The following is an 18,059-nucleotide window of genomic DNA, read 5'->3' as shown; positions in this document are numbered from 1 at the left end:
CCCGGCACGAGAGACGACCGGCTACTCAGGAGACGGGCACCAGCTCCGGCGCGGGCGCCGGCGGGTCGGTGGGCGCGGGCGCCGGGCGTCGCCGCAGGAACCGCGGGGCCCACCAGTTCGCGTCGCCGAGCATGGTCATCAGGGCGGGCAGCACCACTCCCCGGATGATCGTGGCGTCCAGCAGGATCGCCGCCGCCAGGCCGATGCCGAGCTGCTTCATGTCGATCGTGCTCAGCGTGGCGAAGATCGAGAACACCCCGACCATGACGATCGCCGCGCTGGTCACCACCCCGGCCGACGACGTGATGCCGTATGACACGGCGTCGCGGTTGGACATGCCGGCCCGGACCCCCTCGCGGATCCGGCTCACCACGAAGACGTGGTAGTCCATCGAGAGGCCGAAGAGCACCACGAACAGGAACAGCGGCAGCCAGGAGACGATCGCGCCCATCGAGGTGAAGCCGAGCAGCCCCTCGGCCCACTCCCCCTGGAAGACCAGGACCAGCAACCCGTACGCGGCGCCGGCGGAGAGCAGGTTCAACGCGATGGAGCTGGCCGCCACCACCACCGAACGGAAGGTGAAGGCCATGACCAGGAACGTGAGCACCAGCACAAAGCCCATCACCAGCGGCAGCTTGTCGCGGACGTGCGACGCGTAGTCCTCACTGTCGGCCACGCTCCCGCCGACCGCGTACTCGATCCCGGGGATCCCCCGCAGCTCGGCCGGGACCAGGTCGGCCCGCAGCTTCTCCAGCGACCGCACCGACCGGTCGTCCCGGCTGGCGTACGGGGTGGCGACGTCCAGCACCGACACCCGCCGGTCGGCCGACACCTTGATCTTGGGGCCGTCCGCCTCGGTGGGGGCGAACAACGGGTCACCGCCGGCGCGGGCGGCGAGGTCGGTGAGCGCCGCGTTGACCCGGTCGGCCTGCTCGGCCGGCGCCCGGACGGCCACCACGTGGCTGGTGCCGGTGCTCGGGAAAGCCGCGGTGAGCCGGTCGTACGCCTGCATGGCCGGCGTGGTGCGCGGCAGGTCCTCCATTCCGGGGAACTTCAGCTTCATGCCGAGCGCCGGCGCGGCCAGCGCGAGCAGCAGGCCGACCGAGATGACGAGCGTCGCCACCGGGGCGCGCAGCGCGGGCCGGAGCACCGCCGGCCAGAGCCGGGGCGTACGCGGCTCGCCGTGCCGGCCGGTGCGCGGCGCGGTCAGCCGCCAGAGCAGCGGCACCCGGGGCCGGTCGACCCAGCGGCCCAGCCTGGCCAGCAGGGCCGGCAGCACGGTCAGCGAGCCGGTCACCGCGACGGCGACCACCAGGATCGAGCCGACGGCCAGGGACGAGAAGACCACGTCGCCGGCGAGGAACAGCCCGGCCATCGCGATGATCACGGCGAAGCCGGAGACCACCACGGCGTGCCCGGAGGTCTCCGCGGCGATCTCCACCGCGTCCAGGCCGGAGCGGCCCTTGGCCCGTTCCTCCCGCTCCCGGCGGATGTAGAACAGCGAGTAGTCGACCCCCACCGCCATGCCGATCAGCAGGATCACCGGTGACGTGGTGTCCGTGGCCGGCACGAGGTGCGAGGCGAGGGTGGACAGGCCCATCGCGGCGGCGACCGAGGAGAGCGCCAGCAGCACCGGCACGCTGGCCGCGATCAACGCGCCGAACGCGATGATCAGGATGGCCAGGGTGACCGGCAGACTCAGCAGCTCGGCGCGCTCGAAGTCCTTGCCCAGGGTGTCGTCGAGCGCCTGGCCGATCGACGGCCCGCCGACCTGCTCGACGCGGAGCTGCGGGTGCGCGCCCTGCACGGTGGCGGTGACGTCGCGCAGCGGCTGCACCCGGTCCGACGCGGTCTCCGGGTCACCGGACATGGTGATCGGCAGCAGCAGCGCGGACCCGTCCCGCGCGGTGACCGGCGGGCCGACCTCGGCGACCCCGGTGACCGTACGCAGCCGGGCGGCCGCGTCGTCGGCGGCCGCCTTCGCCGCCGCCGGGTCCAGGGCGCCACCCCGGGAGGTGATCAGGACGTTGTCCACGGCCGGGTCGTCGAAGGCCCCGTCGTCCACGATGATGCTGGCCCGTCCGGCCTCGCCGATCGCCTGGTCCCCGCTGGTGGCCTCGGTGAGGCCGGCGGCGTTGCCACCGACGAAACACACCGCCACGAACACGACCCACAACGCGATCGCCCGCCACGGATGCTCGGCGCTCCACCGCGCCATCCGCACGGTCACCGGTCTGTTGCCCATCTCGCGTCCCCCTGTCACGTCGACCCCCTGTCAACGGTGCTGACGTTAGGGGCGTGACGAGGCGGTCACATCGGGGAACGGCCCCCGTCCGCCCCGGAGTCGGTCCGTCGAGGGCGGCGGGCCCGCCGGACGGGCATCAACCCGCGATTCGGGCGTACGCCGGGGTGTGGCCCGGAGCGTCCGGCCGCGACCCGCCGGTGCCGACCCGGAGCCAGCTCCGGGTCATCCCCGAAGGGCACCCCGAGGCCGGGGCTGGCAGCGCGGGCAGCTGTACGAGGAACGGTTCATGAACGACTCGCGGCGGATCGGCGCTCCGCACCGCCGGCACGGCTCGCCCTCCCGGCCGTAGGCGTTCAGTTCCCGGTCGAAGTAACCGCTCTCGCCGTTGACGTTGACGTAGAGGGCGTCGAAGCTGGTGCCGCCCTCCTTGATCGCCTCAGCGAGCACATCGCGGACGTGACCGAGCAGGCGCTGCGCGGCCGGGCCGGTCAGCGCGTCGGTGGGGCGGGCGCCGTGCAGCCCGGCGCGCCAGAGCGCCTCGTCGGCGTAGATGTTGCCCACGCCGGAGATCAGCGTCTGGTCGAGCAGGGCCCGTTTCACCTCGGTCCGGCGGCGGCGCAGCGCGGCGACGAACGCCGCGTCGGAGAACTCCGGGTCCATCGGGTCGCGGGCGATGTGCGCGATCTCCGCGGGGAGGTCCGCGCCGCCCTCGCTGACCGCGAGCCCGCCGAACGTGCGCTGGTCGACGAAGCGCAGCTCGGGCCCGTCGTCGGCGAACCGGAACCGCACCCGCAGGTGGGTCTCGTCGGGGGTGCCGGGCGGCTGGAGCAGCAACTGACCCGACATGCCGAGGTGCCCGATCACCGCGTCGCCGCTGTCCAGCGGGAGCCACAGGTACTTGCCGCGTCGGCGCACGTCCACGATGGTCCGGCCGGCCAGCACGTCGGCGAAGTGCGCGCCGCCGGGGACGTGCCGCCGGACGGCGCGCGGGTGTCGCACCTCGACCGAGGCGATCCGCCGGCCGGTGACCCACTGGGCCAGCCCCTGCCGGACGGTCTCCACCTCGGGCAGCTCAGGCACGACGTACACCCGTCTCGTGGCCACTCGGGGCCTCGGCGTCGCGGGCCTCGGTCGGGCCGCCGCCGTTGGCGGACGTCTGCCGCTCGGGCGGGGCCTGCTGCTCCGCCACGTCGGCCGGCATGGCCTGCGCCAGGTGGTCGGCCACCTCGGCCCGGGCCGCCTGCTCGGCGCTGTCGGGCGGCCCGAACGACTCGTCCTGGTCGGACCTGTTCTGCTGGTCCTGCTGGGCGTTCTGCTCGTGCTGGTCCGTGAGCATCCGCCAGGCCGCCTCGGCGGCCCGCTGCTCGGCCTCCTTCTTGCTGCGCCCCTCCGCGCCGCCGTACCGGTTGCCGGCCACCACGACCCAGGCGGTGAACGTCTTGAGGTGGTCCGGTCCGGTGCCCTCGATCCGGTACTCGGGCACGCCGAGACTGAGCGCGGCGGTCAACTCCTGGAGGCTGGTCTTCCAGTCCAGGGCGGCGCCCCGGCCGGCCGACTCGGCCATCAGCGGGTCGAAGAGCCGGTGGATCACGATCCCGGCGGTGTCCAGCCCGTACTGGAGGTAGATGGCGCCGAGCAGCGCCTCCAGGGTGTCGGCGAGGATGCTCGCCTTGTCCCGGCCACCGGTGGTCTCCTCGCCCTTGCCGAGCAGCAGGTACGCGCCGAGGCCGTCCGGGCCCAGGCCGCGGGCCACGTCGGCGAGCGCCCGCATGTTGACCACGCTCGCCCGCAGCTTCGCCAACTGCCCCTCGGGCAGGTCCGGGTGGTTGTGGAACAGCGCCGTGGTGATCACGACGCCGAGGACCGAGTCGCCGAGGAACTCCAGCCGCTCGTTCGTCGGCAGGCCGCCGTTCTCGTACGCGTACGAGCGATGGGTCAGCGCGCGTTCCAGCAGGTCCGGCTCCAGGCTGACGCCGAACGCGGCTTCCAGGTGACCGACGGACGCCCGCCGCCGCTTGTCGTTGCTCATGATGTGCGTACCTCGGTGTCGGTGGAGCGGTCGGTGCGGTCCGTCGCGGCGTCGCCGTCGAGCAACGCGGAGACCAGTTCGGTGGCACGCCGTCGCCACAGGTGGGCGGCGAGAGCGATGCCGGAGGCGACGTCGTCGGCGCGAGCGGAGCCGTGACAGACGACCACCGTCCCGGCGACGCCCAGCAGGGCGGCGGCCCGGGGCGCGCCGCCGACGACGGGCGGGCCGCCGGCCATCGCGTACGCGCCCTCGATCGCCTTGAGCAGCACGTTACCGGTGAAGCCGTCGGTCACCACCACATCGGCGCGCGCGCCGAGAGTCACGTCGTACCCCTCGACCAAGCCGACGTAGCGTGCCCCGCAGGGCAGCGGTTCGACGGCGAGCAGGGGGTCGGTGGCACGGCGTACCCGGTCGCCCTTGCCGGCCTCGGTGCCGACTGAGAGCAGGCCGACCCGCGGCGCGACGACCGAGTGGGCCACCGCGGCGTACGCGGCGCCGAGCACGGCGTGCCGGGCCAGGGTGGCGGGGCGGGGCTCCAGCGAACCGCCGACGTCGAGCAGCACCACCGGCCCGGCGACCGCGGGCAGGGTGGCGACCAGGGCGGGTTGGCGGATCTCCGGCCAGCGTCCGAGCCCGAGCACGGCGGCGGTGACCGTGGCGCCGGTCGCGCCGGCCGAGACGAGGGCGTCGGCGGTGCCGTCGCGGACGGCGGTGACGGCGGCTCGGACGGTGCTCTCCGAGCGGGCCGCGCTGGGATGGTCGGCCATGCCGACGGCGGCTCGGACCGGTCGGACCGTGATCCGGGCCCGCTCGGGCGGGGCGAGGGCAGCGATCAGCGCGTCGGCGACCTCGGTCGGGCCGACGAGCAGCAGGTGCAGATCGGGATCGGCGCGCACGGCCCGCAGAGCGCCGTCAACCACGACGGCGGGAGCGTCGTCCCCGCCGAGGAGGTCAACGGCGATCCGCGCGGTGCCCGGCTCCATCGGTACGCCGGCCGGATTGGGCCGGCCGGCGTCGGAGGGAGCCGGGGCACCGGGCGTTTGCCAGGGTGCGCGCGCCGCCCGACCTGGGGTCGGGGGCGTCACTCGGCGTCCAGGTCAGACCTCGAGAACCTGGCGGCCGTTGTAGGTGCCGCAGACGGAGCAGGCGGCGTGCGGCAGCTTCGGGGACTTGCACTGCGGGCACGCGACGGTCGCGACCACGGTCGCCTTCCAGTTCGCCCGGCGGGACCGGGTGTTGCTGCGCGACATCTTGCGCTTGGGGACGGCCACGGTTCTTACTCCTCTGTACGGGTCAGTTGCGACAGGCCCGCCCAACGCGGGTCGATCTGCTGGTGACTGTGGTCGGCCGGCAGATCGTCCCAGTGCGCCCCGCATTCGGGGCACAGTCCAGGGCAGTCCTCCCGGCAGAGCGGGTTGGTCGGCAGCGTGAGCACCAACGCGTCCCGCAGCGCCGGCTCCAGGTCGATCAGATCGCCCTGCATCCGGCCCACCTCGTCCTCGTCGGTCGTGGCGTCCGTGGTGCTGTTCTCGTACGCGTACAGCTCCTGGATCGTCACGGCCATCGATTCGTTGATCTCGCGCAGGCAACGCCCGCACTCGCCCCGGATGGGACCGGTGATGGTCCCGGAGACGAGCACACCCTCGGACACCGACTGCAACCTCAGATCGAGGTCAAGGTCCGCGCCCTCCGGCACGCCGATCAACTCCACACCGAGGTCCGTCGGTGCCGGCACGACCCGCTGGACCTCACGCAACGCGCCAGGGCGACGCGGCAGGTCCCTCGTGTCGAGGACCAGCGGCGACCTGGGGTCGAGTGTCGATGGCGAGTGCTTGGGCATAGTCAGACTCCGGCCGGTGAGAGGCCGACAAAAAAGGTTACCTGGGCGACCGCCGGACCGTCGAACCGGGGGGACGCCTGTGGCGAGAATGTCGGCTGGTGAAGTGCCGCTCAGAAGGGTAGCGGGCGTTCCGCCTCATCCCCACCGAAGGTGCCGATCTCCCGCAGCGCGTGCATCTTGTCGCGGCCCCGCTCTATCGAGGCGAGAGCCCGGGTGAGGAACTGTTCGAAGTTGGCCAGCGCGGTGTCGACGTAGTCGTCGACCTCCTCGCGCAGGCGCTGCGCCTCGGCGCGGGCCTCGGCGATGATCCGGGCGCCCTCGTGCTCGGCCGATACGGTGATCTCGTTCACGGAGACGAGGCGGGCGTGTTCTGCCTCACCCTCGCTGATGATCCGGTCCGCCTCGCGCTTGCCGGCGTCCATGATCTTGTCGCGCTCCTCCAGGAGCGCGGCGGCTCGACGCAGGTCGGCGGGGAGGTCGGCGCGCATCTCGTCCAGGGCGGCGATCATCTCGCCCCGGTCGACCATGCAGTTGTTGCGCGACATCGGGACGGAGCGCGCCTGCTCCACCATGGCGATCAGTTCGTCGATGCGATCGAGCGGGTCCACCGGTACCTCACTCCTGTCGTTCGTCGGCCGACCTCCATGATGCGGGCCACGGCCGGGTTCCTGCTCGACCAATCATGTCGTGCCCGCCCCACCGCCGCCCCACTCACCCCAACCCGGCGAGTCGCGACATGGTCACTCCCCGCCCCCCGCACTCCCTCCCCCGCGCCGACCTTGCACTTTCGGTGGCGGCAAAGCAGCGCGAAAGGGGGCGAACCGGGAACGGTACGTGCGAGATCGGCCGGGTCAGGTCAGGGGCGGGGGGCCCAGGCGGGACTGGAGGGCCTCGCGGACCGGGTCCGGGACGTGGGCGGAGATGTCGCCGCCCCACTTGGCCACGTCCTTGACGAGGCTGGAGGAGAGGAACGAGTAGAGCGGGTTGGTCGGCATGAAGAGCGTCTCGACCCCGGCCAGCCCGATGTTCATCTGGGCCATCTGCAACTCGTAGTCGAAGTCGCTGACCGCCCGCAGCCCCTTGATCAGCACGCTCGCCTGCTGGGCGCGGCAGAAGTCGACGAGCAGCCCCCGGAAGGACTCGACCCGCACGTTACCGTACGAGGCGGTCACCTCGCGGAGCATCTCGATCCGTTCTTCGACGGTGAACAGGCCGCTCTTCGACTGGTTGATCAGCACGCCGACGATCACCTCATCGAACAGCCGGCTCGCGCGGCCGATGATGTCGAGGTGTCCGTTGGTGACCGGGTCGAACGAGCCGGGACACACCGCACGTCTCATGATCGGCGACCGTACCAAAGGGTGGTCTCGCCGTACCGGCGACTGCGCTCGGGGGTGATCCCCTCCACCCACTCGAACTGCCTGGTGCGGCGGGACCGCTCCACCACCACCAGCGCGTCGGGCGCCAGCCAGCCGCCGTCGACAAGCGTCGTCAGCAGCGCGGTGATCTCCGCGTCCGGCACGGCGTAGGGCGGGTCGGCGAAGACCACGTCGTACGGGCCGCCGTCCGGGCCAGCGGCCAGCACGGTCGCCACCTTGCCGGCGACCAGCCGTACGGCCGGGCCGGCTCGCAGGGTCGCCACGTTCTCCCGGATCACCCGGGCCGCCCGCGGATCGGACTCGACCAGCAGGACGTGTCGGGCGCCCCGGGACAGCGCCTCCAGCCCGACCGCGCCGGATCCGGCGTACAGGTCGGCGAAGCGGGCGCCGTCGAGGTCGACCTCGGACTCGACAGCGCTGAACAGCGCCTCCCGGACCCGGTCGGACGTGGGTCGGGTGCCGGCGCCGGGCGGCGCGGCGATCCGCCGGCCACCGAGCGTCCCGGCCACGATCCGGGTCACCGTTTCCTCCTGCTCATGACCCCGACGCTACGCGACCCTTCGGGGCCGCTCTCGACACGGTCGGTACCGCCAGGAGAATCACGTGATCACTTCTCGTATATCAATGATCTCAAGTTCATAACATCATTCTTAGCAAATCCTGAGCGCTGTATCACGCGCGGCGATATCGCTAGGGTCTGCCGGGTGCCGACGGCCAACCCGCCGGCCCACGGCTCGGGAGGGCGCCTCTCCGATCGGACGTGCAGCGACCGTCCACTGTCACTCTCGTGCCACACCCCCAACGCTTCAGCACTCCAGGAGTACCCGTGATCCGTCCCAAGCTGTCGCTCCGGCGACCGCTGGCCATCCTGGGAGCCGCCCTCGTCGGCCTCACCGGGGTCGCCGCGGTGGCCACCCCAGCCAGCGCCCACCACACCACCATCACCGCCACCGCCGACTGTGACCAGCTCACGGGCGAGCGCGTGATCACGTGGAAGGTGGAGAACAGCGAAGCCAAGAAGGACGCGACCATCCAGAGGGTGACCGCTGACCCGGCCACCCCGGTGACCTCGCTGGTCGAGGGGGCGAAGGAGGCGAAGCCGCTGCAGGGGCTGGTCATCCCCATGGCCTCCTCCAAGCTGGCCGTCCAGCGCGTGCCCGGCAACACCACCAAGGCTCACCTCCAGGTCTACGCCGAGTGGATCAAGGAGGGGAAGGTCACGGCGAACAACACCGCCGACGGTGACATCAACCTCGCCGCCGACAAGTCCTGCACCCCGGCTCCGAAGTGCGTCGAGGTCGACAAGGCCAAGTACAGCCACACGTTCGACGGCCCGAAGGGCACCGCCACCATCAAGCTCGACGGTGACCTGCCGCTCTGCGGCGAGGGCAAGCAGTGGTTCACGCTGGTGTCGTACTTCGCGCCGCGTCCGCAGTTCGCCACCCCGCAGTACGTGTACGGCACGCCGGACAGCAACTGGATCGGTGGCACCCAGACCGAGATCACGCTGAACGTCGAGATCCCGGACTGCCACACCCAGGTCGACCTCATCTGGGGCGACAAGGACCAGGTCATCGACGAGATCGTCGACGGCGGCAAGCGCTACGACAACAAGAAGCTCGGCTCGCCGGGCGCCCCGGGCAATCGGTCCAAGGGCCCGCAGGGCTGGTACAACGGCGGCAGCAAGAGCTGCGTCACCCCGGCCTCGACCTTCGCGTCCAACTGCGACGGTTCGGTCGGCGTGTCGCTGAGCAACGACGGCAAGATCAGCAAGTACGCCGTCGAGTTCGAGGTCAAGGGCGAGAACGGCTTCACCAAGAAGGTCTCCGTCGCGCCGGGTAAGGCCGACACCAGCATCGTGGTGCCCGCCGCCGACGCCGGCAAGATCGAGGTCCTGGTCGACGGCAAGGTCATCGAGAACGGCACGTACTCGTGGACGCGTCCCGAGGACTGCCCGCTGCCGGCCGTCACCACCAAGGCCGACTGCAAGGAGTTCGCCCTCACCGTCACCAACCCCGAGGGTGGCCTGCCGGTGAAGACCACCTTCACCTACGGCGACAAGACCGAGACCCGCACGGTCGCGGCCGGCGCGTCGGAGACGGTGACCTTCAAGGCTGGCAAGGACAAGACGGCGATCGTCGCACTGCCGGACATGGACCTGGAGCTCGAAGCCATCTACACGCCGGAGGGCAACTGCGGCGGTGGCGCCGGTGGCGGCGGCAAGGACGAGCCGGGCCTCCCGGTCACCGGTGCGGCTGCGGGCGGCATTGCCGCCGGCGCTATCGCCCTGCTGATCGCGGGCGCGGTGCTCTTCGTCATCGCCCGTCGGCGTCGGGTGACCTTCACCGCCTGACCTGACCTGAGCTGAAGCCTGAGGGCGCGTCGACCACCCGGTCGGCGCGCCCTCGGTCTGTGTGGGAGATCGACTCGGGAACCAGAAAACCGGGGTGTCACCGTGGCCGGGACACCCCGGTTGGAGCGCTCAGCCCTTCTCCAGGTACTCCGCGCGGTCCTCGTCGACGAGCGCGGCGACCGACGCGGCCAGCGCCGGGTTGCGGATCAGCTCCGGGTCCTCCTCGACCAGGGTGATCGCCTCGGCGCGGGCGTCGCGGATCAGGTCGGCGTCGCGTTTCAGGGACAGCAGCCGCAGGTGCGAGCGGTGCCCGGACTGGGTGGCGCCCAGCACGTCGCCCTCGCGGCGCTGCTCCAGATCCAGCTCGGCGAGCTTGAAGCCGTCGCTGGTGGACGCCACCGCGTCCAGCCGTTCGCGCGCCGACGAGCCCTCGGCGGCCTCGCTGACCAGCAGGCAGAGCCCGGCGGCGGCACCCCGGCCGACCCGACCACGCAGCTGGTGCAGTTGGGAGACACCGAACCGGTCGGCGTCCAGCACGATCATCACGGTGGCGTTCGGCACGTCGACGCCGACCTCGATCACCGTGGTCGCCACCAGCACGTCCAGGTCACCGGCCGCGAAGGAACGCATCACCGCGTCCTTCTCGTCGGCGGGCAGCCGGCCGTGCAGGACCCCGATCCGCAGACCGTGCAACGGCCCCTCGGCCAGCAGCGGGGCCACCTCGGTCACGGCGAGGGGCGGCCGGCGGCCGTTGTCGTCCTCGGGCGGCGGCTCCTCGTCGGACGTCGGGCCGTCACCAATTCGCGGGCACACCACGTACGCCTGGTGGCCGGCGGCCACCTCCTCGCGCAGCCGCCGCCACGCCCGGTCGAGGAAGGCCGGCTTCTCGGCGGCCGGCACCACGTGCGAGGCGATCGGCGACCGGCCCCGGGGCAGCTGGGAGAGAGTGGACACCTCCAGGTCGCCGTAGACGGTCATCGCCACCGTGCGCGGGATCGGGGTGGCCGTCATCACCAGCGTGTGCGGCGGCTGGTCGGCCTTGGCGCGCAGCGCGTCGCGCTGCTCCACGCCGAAGCGGTGCTGCTCGTCGACCACCACGAGGCCCAGGTCGGCGAAGTCCACCCCCTCGTAGAGCAGCGCGTGGGTGCCGAGCACGATGCCGGCGTTGCCGCTGGCCACCTCGCCGAGCGCCCGTCGGCGGGCTGCCGCGCTTAGCGAGCCGGTGACCAGCTCCACCCGGGTCGCGTGCTCGGCGGAATCCAGCTCACCGGCCCGCCCGAGGGGCCCGAGCAGGTCGAGCATGCCCCGGTGGTGCTGCGCGGCCAGCACCTCGGTAGGGGCCAGCAACGCGGCCTGCCCGCCCGCGTCGACCACCTGGAGCATGGCCCGCAACGCCACCACCGTCTTGCCCGAGCCGACCTCGCCCTGCAGGAGCCGGTGCATCGGATGCGCGGCCGCCAGGTCGGTGGCGATCTCCACGCCGACCTCGCGCTGACCGGCCGTCAGCTCGTACGGCAGTCGGGCGTCGAAGGCGTCCAGCAGCCCACCCGTGCGTGGTGGGCGGGGCCGGGCCGGCCAGTCGGCGGCCCGGTGCTTGCGCTGCACCAGCGTCAGCTGGACGGCGAACGCCTCGTCCCACTTGAGTCGTCGCCGCGCCCGGTGCAGCGCCTCCTTGGTGGACGGCCGGTGGATCTCCCGCAGCGCGGGGCCCAGGTCGACGAGGTTGCGGCTGGCGCGGACGGAGGACGGCAGCGGATCCTCCGGCGGGGTGAACGTGTCCAGCACGACCCGTACGCAGCGGGCGATCACCCAGGTCGGGACGGCCGCCGCCGCCGGGTACACGGGGATCAGCGCGCCGGCGAACTCCTCGATCTCGTCGCTGACCGCCGCCTCGCCCTCGCCGCCCTCGCCGAGCAGCACGTACTCCGGGCCGTTGAGCTGACGTTTGCTCCGGAACTCGGTGACCTTGCCGGCGAACAGCCCCCACCGGCCCGGACGCAGCTCCCGTTCGCGCCACGCCTGGTTGCCGAAGAACGTCAGCGTCAGCAGGCCGCCGGAGCCGTCGCCGACGGTCACCTCCAGCAGGTTGCCCCGGCGCTGGCGCATCGGCCGTACGGCGGTGCGCTGCACCTGGGCCAGCACGGTGACCTGCTCACCGACGTCCAGCGACCGGATGTCGGTGTGCTCGCCGCGCTCGTCGTAGCGACGCGGGAAGTGGTAGATCAGGTCCCCCGCGGTGTGCAGGTCGAGGTGGGCGGCCAACGCCTTGGCCGTCTTGTCCCCGACGAGCTTCTTCAACGGGGTGTCCACCGTGGCCGGCTCGCTCATTCGACCCCCACCAAAAGCGGATAGAACGGCTGGCCGCCCGGGTACGCCTGCACCTCGACGAACGGCCAGCGCCGCGCGACGTGCGCGCGGACGGCATCGGTGAGCCCGGCGGGGGCGTCCACCCCGGCCAGCAGGGTGACCAGCTCCCCGCCGCCGCCGAGCATCCGGTCGACCACTGCGGCGCAGGTGTCGGTGAGGTCGGTGCCGATCAGGTGCACCTCCCCCTCGACCAGCGCCAGCACGTCACCGGGGCGGCACGGGCCGGCGACCGTCAGCGCCTCCCGACTGGCGTGGCAGACCTCGGCGTAGCGGCAGGCGCCGGCCGCCTCGGCCATCGCGATCACGTCGTCCTCGAAGCGGCGAGTGCCGTCGCGGACCGCCAGGGCGGCGAGGGCCTGCACCGGCGAACGGGTCGGCACCACGCTCACCTTGATGCCGTGCCGGTGCGCCTCGCGGGCCGCCGCGCTCGCGACCGCCTCCGTGTTGGGGTCGTTGGGCAGCACCACCACCCGGGCCGCCCGGGTGCTGCGCACGGCGTCCAGCAGCTCACCCGTGGACGGGTTGCCGGGCACCACCGTCGCGCCCTCGGCGGCGAACAGCTCCGCGATCCCGCGGCCGGTGGCCACCACCACGGCGGCCCGACCGTCCTCGGTCGGGCCGGCCGACGGCTCCGGCTGGTCGGCGAAGCGGGTCACCGAGATCCGGTACGGGCGGCCGGCGGCGACCCCCGCCTCGACCGCCGCGCCCACGTCGTTGACGTGCACGTGCACGTTCCAGGTGCCGCCCGGCTCACGCCCGTCACCGACGACGACCAGCGAGTCACCCAGCGCCTCCAGGGTCCGGCGCAGCACGGCCACCGCGTCGGCGTGGGCGTCGAGCAGGAACTGCACCTCGTAGGCGTACTCCTCGGAGCCGGTCTCCCGCGCGACTGTGGCCGCCGGGCGGGCGGTGCGCGGCGGCGGCGCGAGCCCTGTGGCGCCCTCCCCGGTGAGCACCTCGACCAGGGCGTCGAGCAGGACGCAGAGCCCCCGCCCGCCCGCGTCGACGACCCCCGCGCGGGCCAGGGCCGGCAGCTGCTCGGGCGTACGGGCCAGGGCCTCGGCCGCCGCCCGCGCCGCGCCGCGGGCCACCGCGGGCAGGTCGTCGCCGCCCACCTGCTCGGCCCCGGTGGCGGCCGCGGCGACGACGGTGAGCAGGGTGCCCTCCACGGGACGGCCGACCGCCGTGTACGCGGCGGCGGTCGCGGCCCGCAGCGCGACGGCCAGGGCCTGCCCGCGCACCACCGGCACGGCCACGACGGCGTCGGCGAAGCCGCGCAGGATCTGCGAGAGGATGACCCCCGAGTTGCCCCGGGCGCCGAGCAGCGCGCCCTGTGCCATCAGCCGCAGCGCGTGCCCGTGGGCGGTGGGGCCGCTGTCGGGGAGGGTGTCCAGGTCCATCGACAGGGCCTGCTGGGCCGAGGTGAGGGTGAGCACCAGGTTGGTGCCGGTGTCACCGTCGGGCACCGGAAAGACGTTGAGCTCGTCGATCTCGCCCTGGTGGCGCTTGAGCGCGGCCAGCCCGCTCGCACACCAGCGGCGGACCGCGGCGGCGTCGAGGGTGTCCAGCACGGCCAGAAGCCTACTGTTGCGCACCGACACGCGTCGGACTCGTCCGGCGTGTCCGTCCGCGCCCGGTCCGACGGCGCTCCCGGGCCGGGTCGACGCCTCCGGTACGGTTGCCGCCGGGCCGGCCCACCGGCCCACCAGCAGGCCCGGGCCGGGCCGTGCACGACCGCCCGACCGGGCCGGTTGGCCGGGTCGGCGGGTCATCGGGTAACCTGACCAGGTTGCCCGGGCAGCGCCTGCCGGCGACCTCATGAACGTTTCAATCCCAGGAGTATCCCGTGGCTAGCGTGTGCGACGTCTGTGGCAAGGGACCGGGCTTCGGCCACAACGTGTCCCACTCGCACCGGCGGACCAACCGCCGCTGGAACCCGAACATCCAGTCGGTGCGTACCCCGGCCGGTGGCGGCAACACCAAGAAGTTGCAGGTCTGCACCTCGTGCATCAAGGCCGGCAAGGTCACCCGCGCCTGACGCGGCAGCACCAACTCTTCTCGTTCGGCTCAGCCGGCGGCCCCCTGCGGTCCGCCGGCTCTGTCGTGTCCGCCCCCGGGTGGGCGGCGACCGCTCAGAGCGTGCGGCCGAAGGAGAGGCAGCCCTCCGCGTCCTTGTAGAAGCCGAAGTTCGGGATCCGGTCATAACCGGCGGACACGTACATGGCGATCGCCTCGGGCTGTTTGTCACCGCACTCCAGGACCATCCGCTTGCGGCCCTGCTCGCGGGCCGAGCGCTCGACGGCCGCGAGGACCGTCCGCGCCACGCCGCGACCGCGGGCCGCCGGGGCGGTGTACATCCGCTTCAGCTCGGCGGTGCCCGCACCGTGGCTGCGCCAGCCACCGCAGCCGACCGGCTCACCGGCCAGGTAGGCGACGAGGAACGCGCCGTCCGGCGGCTCGAACTCGCTCGCGGCGACCGGGGTGTCGTCGCCGGTGCCTCCGTAGCGGGCACCGAGGTCGGCCAGCGCGGCCCGGATCAACTGCTGCGCCACCGGCGCGTCGAACCGCACCACTCGGATCTCGATCTCACTCACGGTGTTCAGGATACGGCTGGCGCGCGGCGTCACCGGAAGTGGTCCCAGCCCCGCGGCCCGTCGTAGGCGCCGCCGTCGACAGTCACTCCGGCACCCTCCGTGACCAGGCCGATGGGCCGCCACTCCGGCGGCAGCGCCACCGTCGCGGGGAAGGTCGCGGCCAGCGCGTGGTCCTCGCCACCGGCCAAAATCCAGGTGTACGGGTCGACGCCGAGCGCCCGCGCGGCGTCGGCCATCTGCCGGGGCACCTCGAACGCGTCGCGGCGCACGTCGATCGCCACACCGCTGGCCTGCGCCACGTGCCCGAGATCGGCGAGGAGCCCGTCCGAGACGTCGATCATCGAGGTCGCGCCGAGCTGGGCGGCCTGCGGCCCGGCCGGGTAGGCGACCTGCGGCCGTCGGTACGCCTCGACCAGCAGTCGGGGGGTGCGAAAGCCCCGGGTGAGCACGGTCAGCCCGGCCGCCGCGTACCCGATGCGGCCGGCCAGGGCCAGCACGTCCCCGGGGCGGGCGCCGGAGCGCACCACGGGCGCCCGGCCGCCGAGGTCACCCAGCGCGGTGACCGCGATGGTCAGGGTGGGGCTCGCCGACATGTCCCCGCCGACCACGCTCGCGCCGACCGTGGCGGCCTCCGCGGCCAACCCGTCGGCCAGGCCCTCCGCCCAGCTCGTCTCCAGGTCGGCGGGCATGCAGAGGGCGACCAGCAGGGCGGTCGGGGTGGCGCCCATCGCCACGACGTCGGCCAGGTTGGCCGCCGCGGCCCGGTGACCGACGTCGCGCGCCGAGCACCAGTCCCGCCGGAAGTGCCGCCCGTCGACCAGCACGTCCGTGCAGGCGACCACCCGGGCGTCCGGCGCGGCCACCACCGCCGCGTCGTCACCCGGGCCGAGCAGGGTCGTCGGGCCCATCGCCAACCGGGCGGTGATCCGCCCGATCAGCCCGAACTCGCCGATCCCGGCCACGCTGGCGCCACCGCCGGCGTTCGGCCCGTACCGCCCGGCACCGCCGCGCTCGCTCACCGCTGCTCCTTGACCACCGATAGGGATCAGACCTGGTCCGTAAGGTAGTTTCACCCTTCGGGCCGCTCCCGGGCGGCGACGGACGGAGGTCGAGTCGTGGTACAGGCGTACATCCTCATCCAGACCGAGGTCGGCCGCGCACGTGACGTGGCGGGTCTCATCGCGGACATCGCCGGCGTGGTACGCGTCGACGCCGTCACCGGGCCGTACGACGTGGTCGTCCTCACCGAGGCGAACACCGTCGACGAGCTCGGCAAACTCATCGTCAGCAAGGTGCAGATGGTGCCCGGCATCACGCGCACCCTCACGTGTTCGGTGGTGCGGCTGTAAGTGGACGAGATGACGACCTCCTCGGCTGCTCTGGACGACGACGGGAAGCACGAGCCGGCTGACGGGACGCGTGAGCCGGTCGACGGGACGCCCGAGCCGGCTGACGGTATCCGCGACAGCGCCGACCCGGGCGCCGACGCGCCGGCCGGCCGGGACCGGACCATCCGGGGCGCCGCCCTGCTGGCCACGTTGATCGCGCTGCCGATCACGCTGCTGGTGGCCGTGCTGGCCTTCGCCAAGCTCGCCCCGGACACGCCCGCCGCCGCGCCGAGCCCTTCGGCGAGCACCGCACGGGCGCAGTCCACCGCTCCGGTCGAGATGGCCGCCCCGGCGCTGGCCGAGCGTCCGGCCACGGTCTGCCGCGCGCTGCTCTCCCAGCTGCCGCAGACCATCCGTGACCTGGCCCAGCGCCCGGTCACGGCGGGCCCGGAGCAGAACGCCGCGTACGGCGACCCCGCGCTCACCGTGGCCTGCGGGGGCGCCGAGCCGACAGTCCCGGCCACCGACGAGGTCTGGACGGTCAACCGGGTCTGCTGGCACCCCGTCGAGGAGACCGACGTGACCGTGCTCACCACTGTCGACCGGGAGACGTCGGTCACCGTTCGCATCCCACGCTCGTACGAGCAGCCGCTGCAGTGGGTTTCGCCGATCTCCAGCGCGATCGTGGCGTCGGTGCCCTCGGGCGGCGCCATCCCCGCCGGCTGCCAGCGCTGATCCGCTGACGCGCGGCCCGTACGGCGGGCCGCGCGTCGGGGCCGGCTGCTCAGTGCAGGCCGACGCCGCGCCGCTGGGCGGTACGGATCAGCCGGTTGACCAGCTTGGGGTACTCCAGGCCGGAGGCAGCCCACATCCGGGGGAACATCGACGTCGGGGTGAACCCGGGCATCGTGTTGATCTCGTTGAGGTAGACGTCCAGCTCGGGGGTGACGAAGAAGTCGGCCCGGGCCAGGCCGGCGCAGTCCAGCGCGGAGAACGCGCGGACGGCGTACTCCTGCACCTGGCGGGTCACCCGGTCCGGCAGGCCGGCCGGGATGTCGTACTCGCAGGAGTCGTCGAGGTACTTGGCCTCGAAGTCGTAGAAGTCGTGGTCGGCGGCGACCCGCACCTCGGCCAGCACGGATGCCTCGGGGGCACCGCCTGCCTCGCCCTCCAGCACGCCGCACTCGATCTCGCGGCCGACGATCGCGGCCTCGATGATGACCTTCGGGTCGAACTGCCGGGCGGTGGCGACCGCCGTGTCCAGCTCGGCCCAGTCGGTGACACGGGTGATGCCGAACGACGAGCCGGCGCGGGACGGCTTGACGAAGACCGGCAGTCCGAGCCGCTCCTTGTCCTGCTCGCTCAGCGTCATCCCGTTACGCAGCACCGCGTACGTGCCGACCGGGATGCCCTCGACCGCGCAGAGCTTCTTGGTGAACTCCTTGTCCATGGCGGCGGCGGAGGCGAACACGTTCGCCCCCACGTAGGGGATGCCGGCCATCTCCAGCATGCCCTGGATGGTGCCGTCCTCGCCGTACGTGCCGTGCAGGACCGGGAAGACCACGTCCACGTCGGCCAGCGCCCGGGGGCCCTCGGTCGGGTCGAGCACCATCAGCCCGTTCCCGGTCGGGTCGGCGCGCAGCACGATGTCCTCGCCGGACTCGGCGGTGATCTCCGGGAGCTGGCGGGCGTTGATGGCGAGCTGGGCGGGGTCCCCGCTGGTCAGCACCCACTGGCCGGCGCGGGTGATGCCCACCGGCACGACCTCGTACTCGTCCGGGTCGAGTGCGGCGAACACGCTGCCGGCGCTGACGCAGGAGATGCCGTGTTCCGGGCTGCGGCCGCCGAAGACGATCGCCACGCGGGTCTTGCCTGGGGTGGTCACTCCGGTCACCTCTTCGTACGCGACTGCGGCTGGTCGTGC

The 18,059-nt window shown here is 72.9% G+C and carries 17 protein-coding genes and 1 pseudogene; 4 read left to right on the top strand and 14 right to left on the bottom strand.

Going from position 1 to position 18,059, the window contains the following annotated elements; genetic code table 11:
* Window positions 1–25: 25 nt before the first annotated feature.
* The 9 genes and pseudogenes from ABZT87_RS03455 to rsmD all read right to left on the bottom strand — a co-directional run bounded on the left by ABZT87_RS03455 (window position 26) and on the right by rsmD (window position 8,014).
* Entirely contained in the window at window positions 26–2,245 is a 2,220-nt protein-coding gene (locus ABZT87_RS03455) for an MMPL family transporter (protein ID WP_355133344.1), read from the bottom strand.
* Window positions 2,246–2,467: 222 nt separating this feature from the next.
* Window positions 2,468–3,325 (bottom strand): bifunctional DNA-formamidopyrimidine glycosylase/DNA-(apurinic or apyrimidinic site) lyase, encoded by an 858-nt coding sequence (gene mutM, locus ABZT87_RS03450; RefSeq protein ID WP_355066980.1) that lies wholly within the window; start codon window positions 3,323–3,325, stop codon window positions 2,468–2,470.
* 232 nt (window positions 3,326–3,557) lie between these two features.
* Window positions 3,558–4,274: pseudogene (gene rnc, locus ABZT87_RS03445) on the bottom strand (ribonuclease III); the annotation flags it as partial.
* Window positions 4,271–5,257, bottom strand: coding sequence for a phosphate acyltransferase PlsX (locus ABZT87_RS03440; RefSeq protein WP_354863221.1), 987 nt, complete (start codon window positions 5,255–5,257; stop codon window positions 4,271–4,273). The gene ABZT87_RS03440 and the pseudogene rnc, both read right to left, overlap by 4 nt.
* A 114-nt stretch (window positions 5,258–5,371) precedes the next feature.
* Complete coding sequence (rpmF, locus tag ABZT87_RS03435) at window positions 5,372–5,545, bottom strand: 50S ribosomal protein L32 (RefSeq protein ID WP_030335284.1); 174 nt, start codon at window positions 5,543–5,545, stop codon at window positions 5,372–5,374.
* A gap of 5 nt (window positions 5,546–5,550) precedes the next feature.
* Entirely contained in the window at window positions 5,551–6,114 is a 564-nt protein-coding gene (locus tag ABZT87_RS03430) for a YceD family protein (protein WP_139587729.1), read from the bottom strand.
* Between the two features lie 110 nt (window positions 6,115–6,224).
* A complete protein-coding gene (locus ABZT87_RS03425; RefSeq protein WP_234590503.1) occupies window positions 6,225–6,722 on the bottom strand; it encodes a hypothetical protein in 498 nt (165 codons plus the stop codon).
* A 243-nt stretch (window positions 6,723–6,965) separates the two neighbouring features.
* The gene (coaD, locus tag ABZT87_RS03420) at window positions 6,966–7,454 is read right to left on the bottom strand and encodes a pantetheine-phosphate adenylyltransferase (RefSeq protein WP_354860053.1); all 489 of its coding nucleotides are present in this window, start codon (window positions 7,452–7,454) and stop codon (window positions 6,966–6,968) included.
* Complete coding sequence (gene rsmD, locus ABZT87_RS03415; protein WP_355066981.1) at window positions 7,451–8,014, bottom strand: 16S rRNA (guanine(966)-N(2))-methyltransferase RsmD; 564 nt, start codon at window positions 8,012–8,014, stop codon at window positions 7,451–7,453. The genes coaD and rsmD overlap by 4 nt, the downstream gene beginning before the upstream one ends.
* A gap of 305 nt (window positions 8,015–8,319) precedes the next feature.
* Here rsmD and ABZT87_RS03410 point away from each other — a divergent pair, with 305 nt between their 5' ends.
* Window positions 8,320–9,846: a cell wall anchor protein gene (locus ABZT87_RS03410; RefSeq protein ID WP_355133342.1), complete on the top strand. Its 1,527-nt coding sequence runs from the start codon at window positions 8,320–8,322 to the stop codon at window positions 9,844–9,846.
* Window positions 9,847–9,975: 129 nt separating this feature from the next.
* Here ABZT87_RS03410 and recG read toward each other — a convergent pair whose 3' ends face one another.
* Together recG and ABZT87_RS03400 are read right to left on the bottom strand one after the other, a co-directional pair.
* On the bottom strand, window positions 9,976–12,174 hold the full coding sequence (gene recG, locus ABZT87_RS03405) for an ATP-dependent DNA helicase RecG (RefSeq protein WP_355133340.1): 2,199 nt from the start codon (window positions 12,172–12,174) through the stop codon (window positions 9,976–9,978).
* Window positions 12,171–13,784 (bottom strand): DAK2 domain-containing protein, encoded by a 1,614-nt coding sequence (locus tag ABZT87_RS03400; protein ID WP_354860062.1) that lies wholly within the window; start codon window positions 13,782–13,784, stop codon window positions 12,171–12,173. Before ABZT87_RS03400 ends, recG begins: the two co-directional genes overlap by 4 nt.
* A 275-nt stretch (window positions 13,785–14,059) precedes the next feature.
* On the opposite strand from ABZT87_RS03400, the gene rpmB reads away from it, so the two are divergent.
* On the top strand, window positions 14,060–14,251 hold the full coding sequence (rpmB, locus tag ABZT87_RS03395) for a 50S ribosomal protein L28 (protein ID WP_007456456.1): 192 nt from the start codon (window positions 14,060–14,062) through the stop codon (window positions 14,249–14,251).
* 94 nt (window positions 14,252–14,345) lie between these two features.
* Here rpmB and ABZT87_RS03390 read toward each other — a convergent pair whose 3' ends face one another.
* Both ABZT87_RS03390 and ABZT87_RS03385 read right to left on the bottom strand, forming a co-directional pair.
* Window positions 14,346–14,807, bottom strand: coding sequence for a GNAT family N-acetyltransferase (locus ABZT87_RS03390; protein WP_355133338.1), 462 nt, complete (start codon window positions 14,805–14,807; stop codon window positions 14,346–14,348).
* Between the two features lie 29 nt (window positions 14,808–14,836).
* Complete coding sequence (locus ABZT87_RS03385) at window positions 14,837–15,826, bottom strand: thiamine-phosphate kinase (RefSeq protein ID WP_355133336.1); 990 nt, start codon at window positions 15,824–15,826, stop codon at window positions 14,837–14,839.
* A gap of 96 nt (window positions 15,827–15,922) precedes the next feature.
* Here ABZT87_RS03385 and ABZT87_RS03380 point away from each other — a divergent pair, with 96 nt between their 5' ends.
* Together ABZT87_RS03380 and ABZT87_RS03375 are read left to right on the top strand one after the other, a co-directional pair.
* A complete protein-coding gene (locus tag ABZT87_RS03380; RefSeq protein WP_007456453.1) occupies window positions 15,923–16,156 on the top strand; it encodes an Lrp/AsnC ligand binding domain-containing protein in 234 nt (77 codons plus the stop codon).
* Window positions 16,157–16,870 (top strand): DUF3515 family protein, encoded by a 714-nt coding sequence (locus ABZT87_RS03375; protein WP_355133334.1) that lies wholly within the window; start codon window positions 16,157–16,159, stop codon window positions 16,868–16,870.
* 49 nt (window positions 16,871–16,919) lie between these two features.
* Here the strand turns inward: ABZT87_RS03375 and ABZT87_RS03370 are convergent, their stop codons facing one another.
* Window positions 16,920–18,020, bottom strand: a complete 1,101-nt coding sequence (locus tag ABZT87_RS03370) for a D-alanine--D-alanine ligase family protein (RefSeq protein WP_355133332.1) — start codon at window positions 18,018–18,020, stop codon at window positions 16,920–16,922.
* Between the last annotated feature and the right edge of the window lie 39 nt (window positions 18,021–18,059).

The sequence above is a fragment of the Micromonospora sp. NPDC005237 genome, assembly GCF_040607775.1.
Taxonomy (GTDB): Bacteria; Actinomycetota; Actinomycetes; order Mycobacteriales; family Micromonosporaceae; genus Micromonospora.
This window is presented reverse-complemented; position numbering and strand designations above follow the sequence as displayed.

Coding starts and splice junctions, on each gene's coding strand:
- ABZT87_RS03455 (WP_355133344.1), bottom strand. CDS start 2,245: ATGGGCAACAGACCGGTGACCGTGCGGATGGCGCGGTGGAGCGCCGAG.
- ABZT87_RS03430 (WP_139587729.1), bottom strand. CDS start 6,114: ATGCCCAAGCACTCGCCATCGACACTCGACCCCAGGTCGCCGCTGGTC.
- ABZT87_RS03440 (WP_354863221.1), bottom strand. CDS start 5,257: ATGGAGCCGGGCACCGCGCGGATCGCCGTTGACCTCCTCGGCGGGGAC.
- coaD (WP_354860053.1), bottom strand. CDS start 7,454: ATGAGACGTGCGGTGTGTCCCGGCTCGTTCGACCCGGTCACCAACGGA.
- recG (WP_355133340.1), bottom strand. CDS start 12,174: ATGAGCGAGCCGGCCACGGTGGACACCCCGTTGAAGAAGCTCGTCGGG.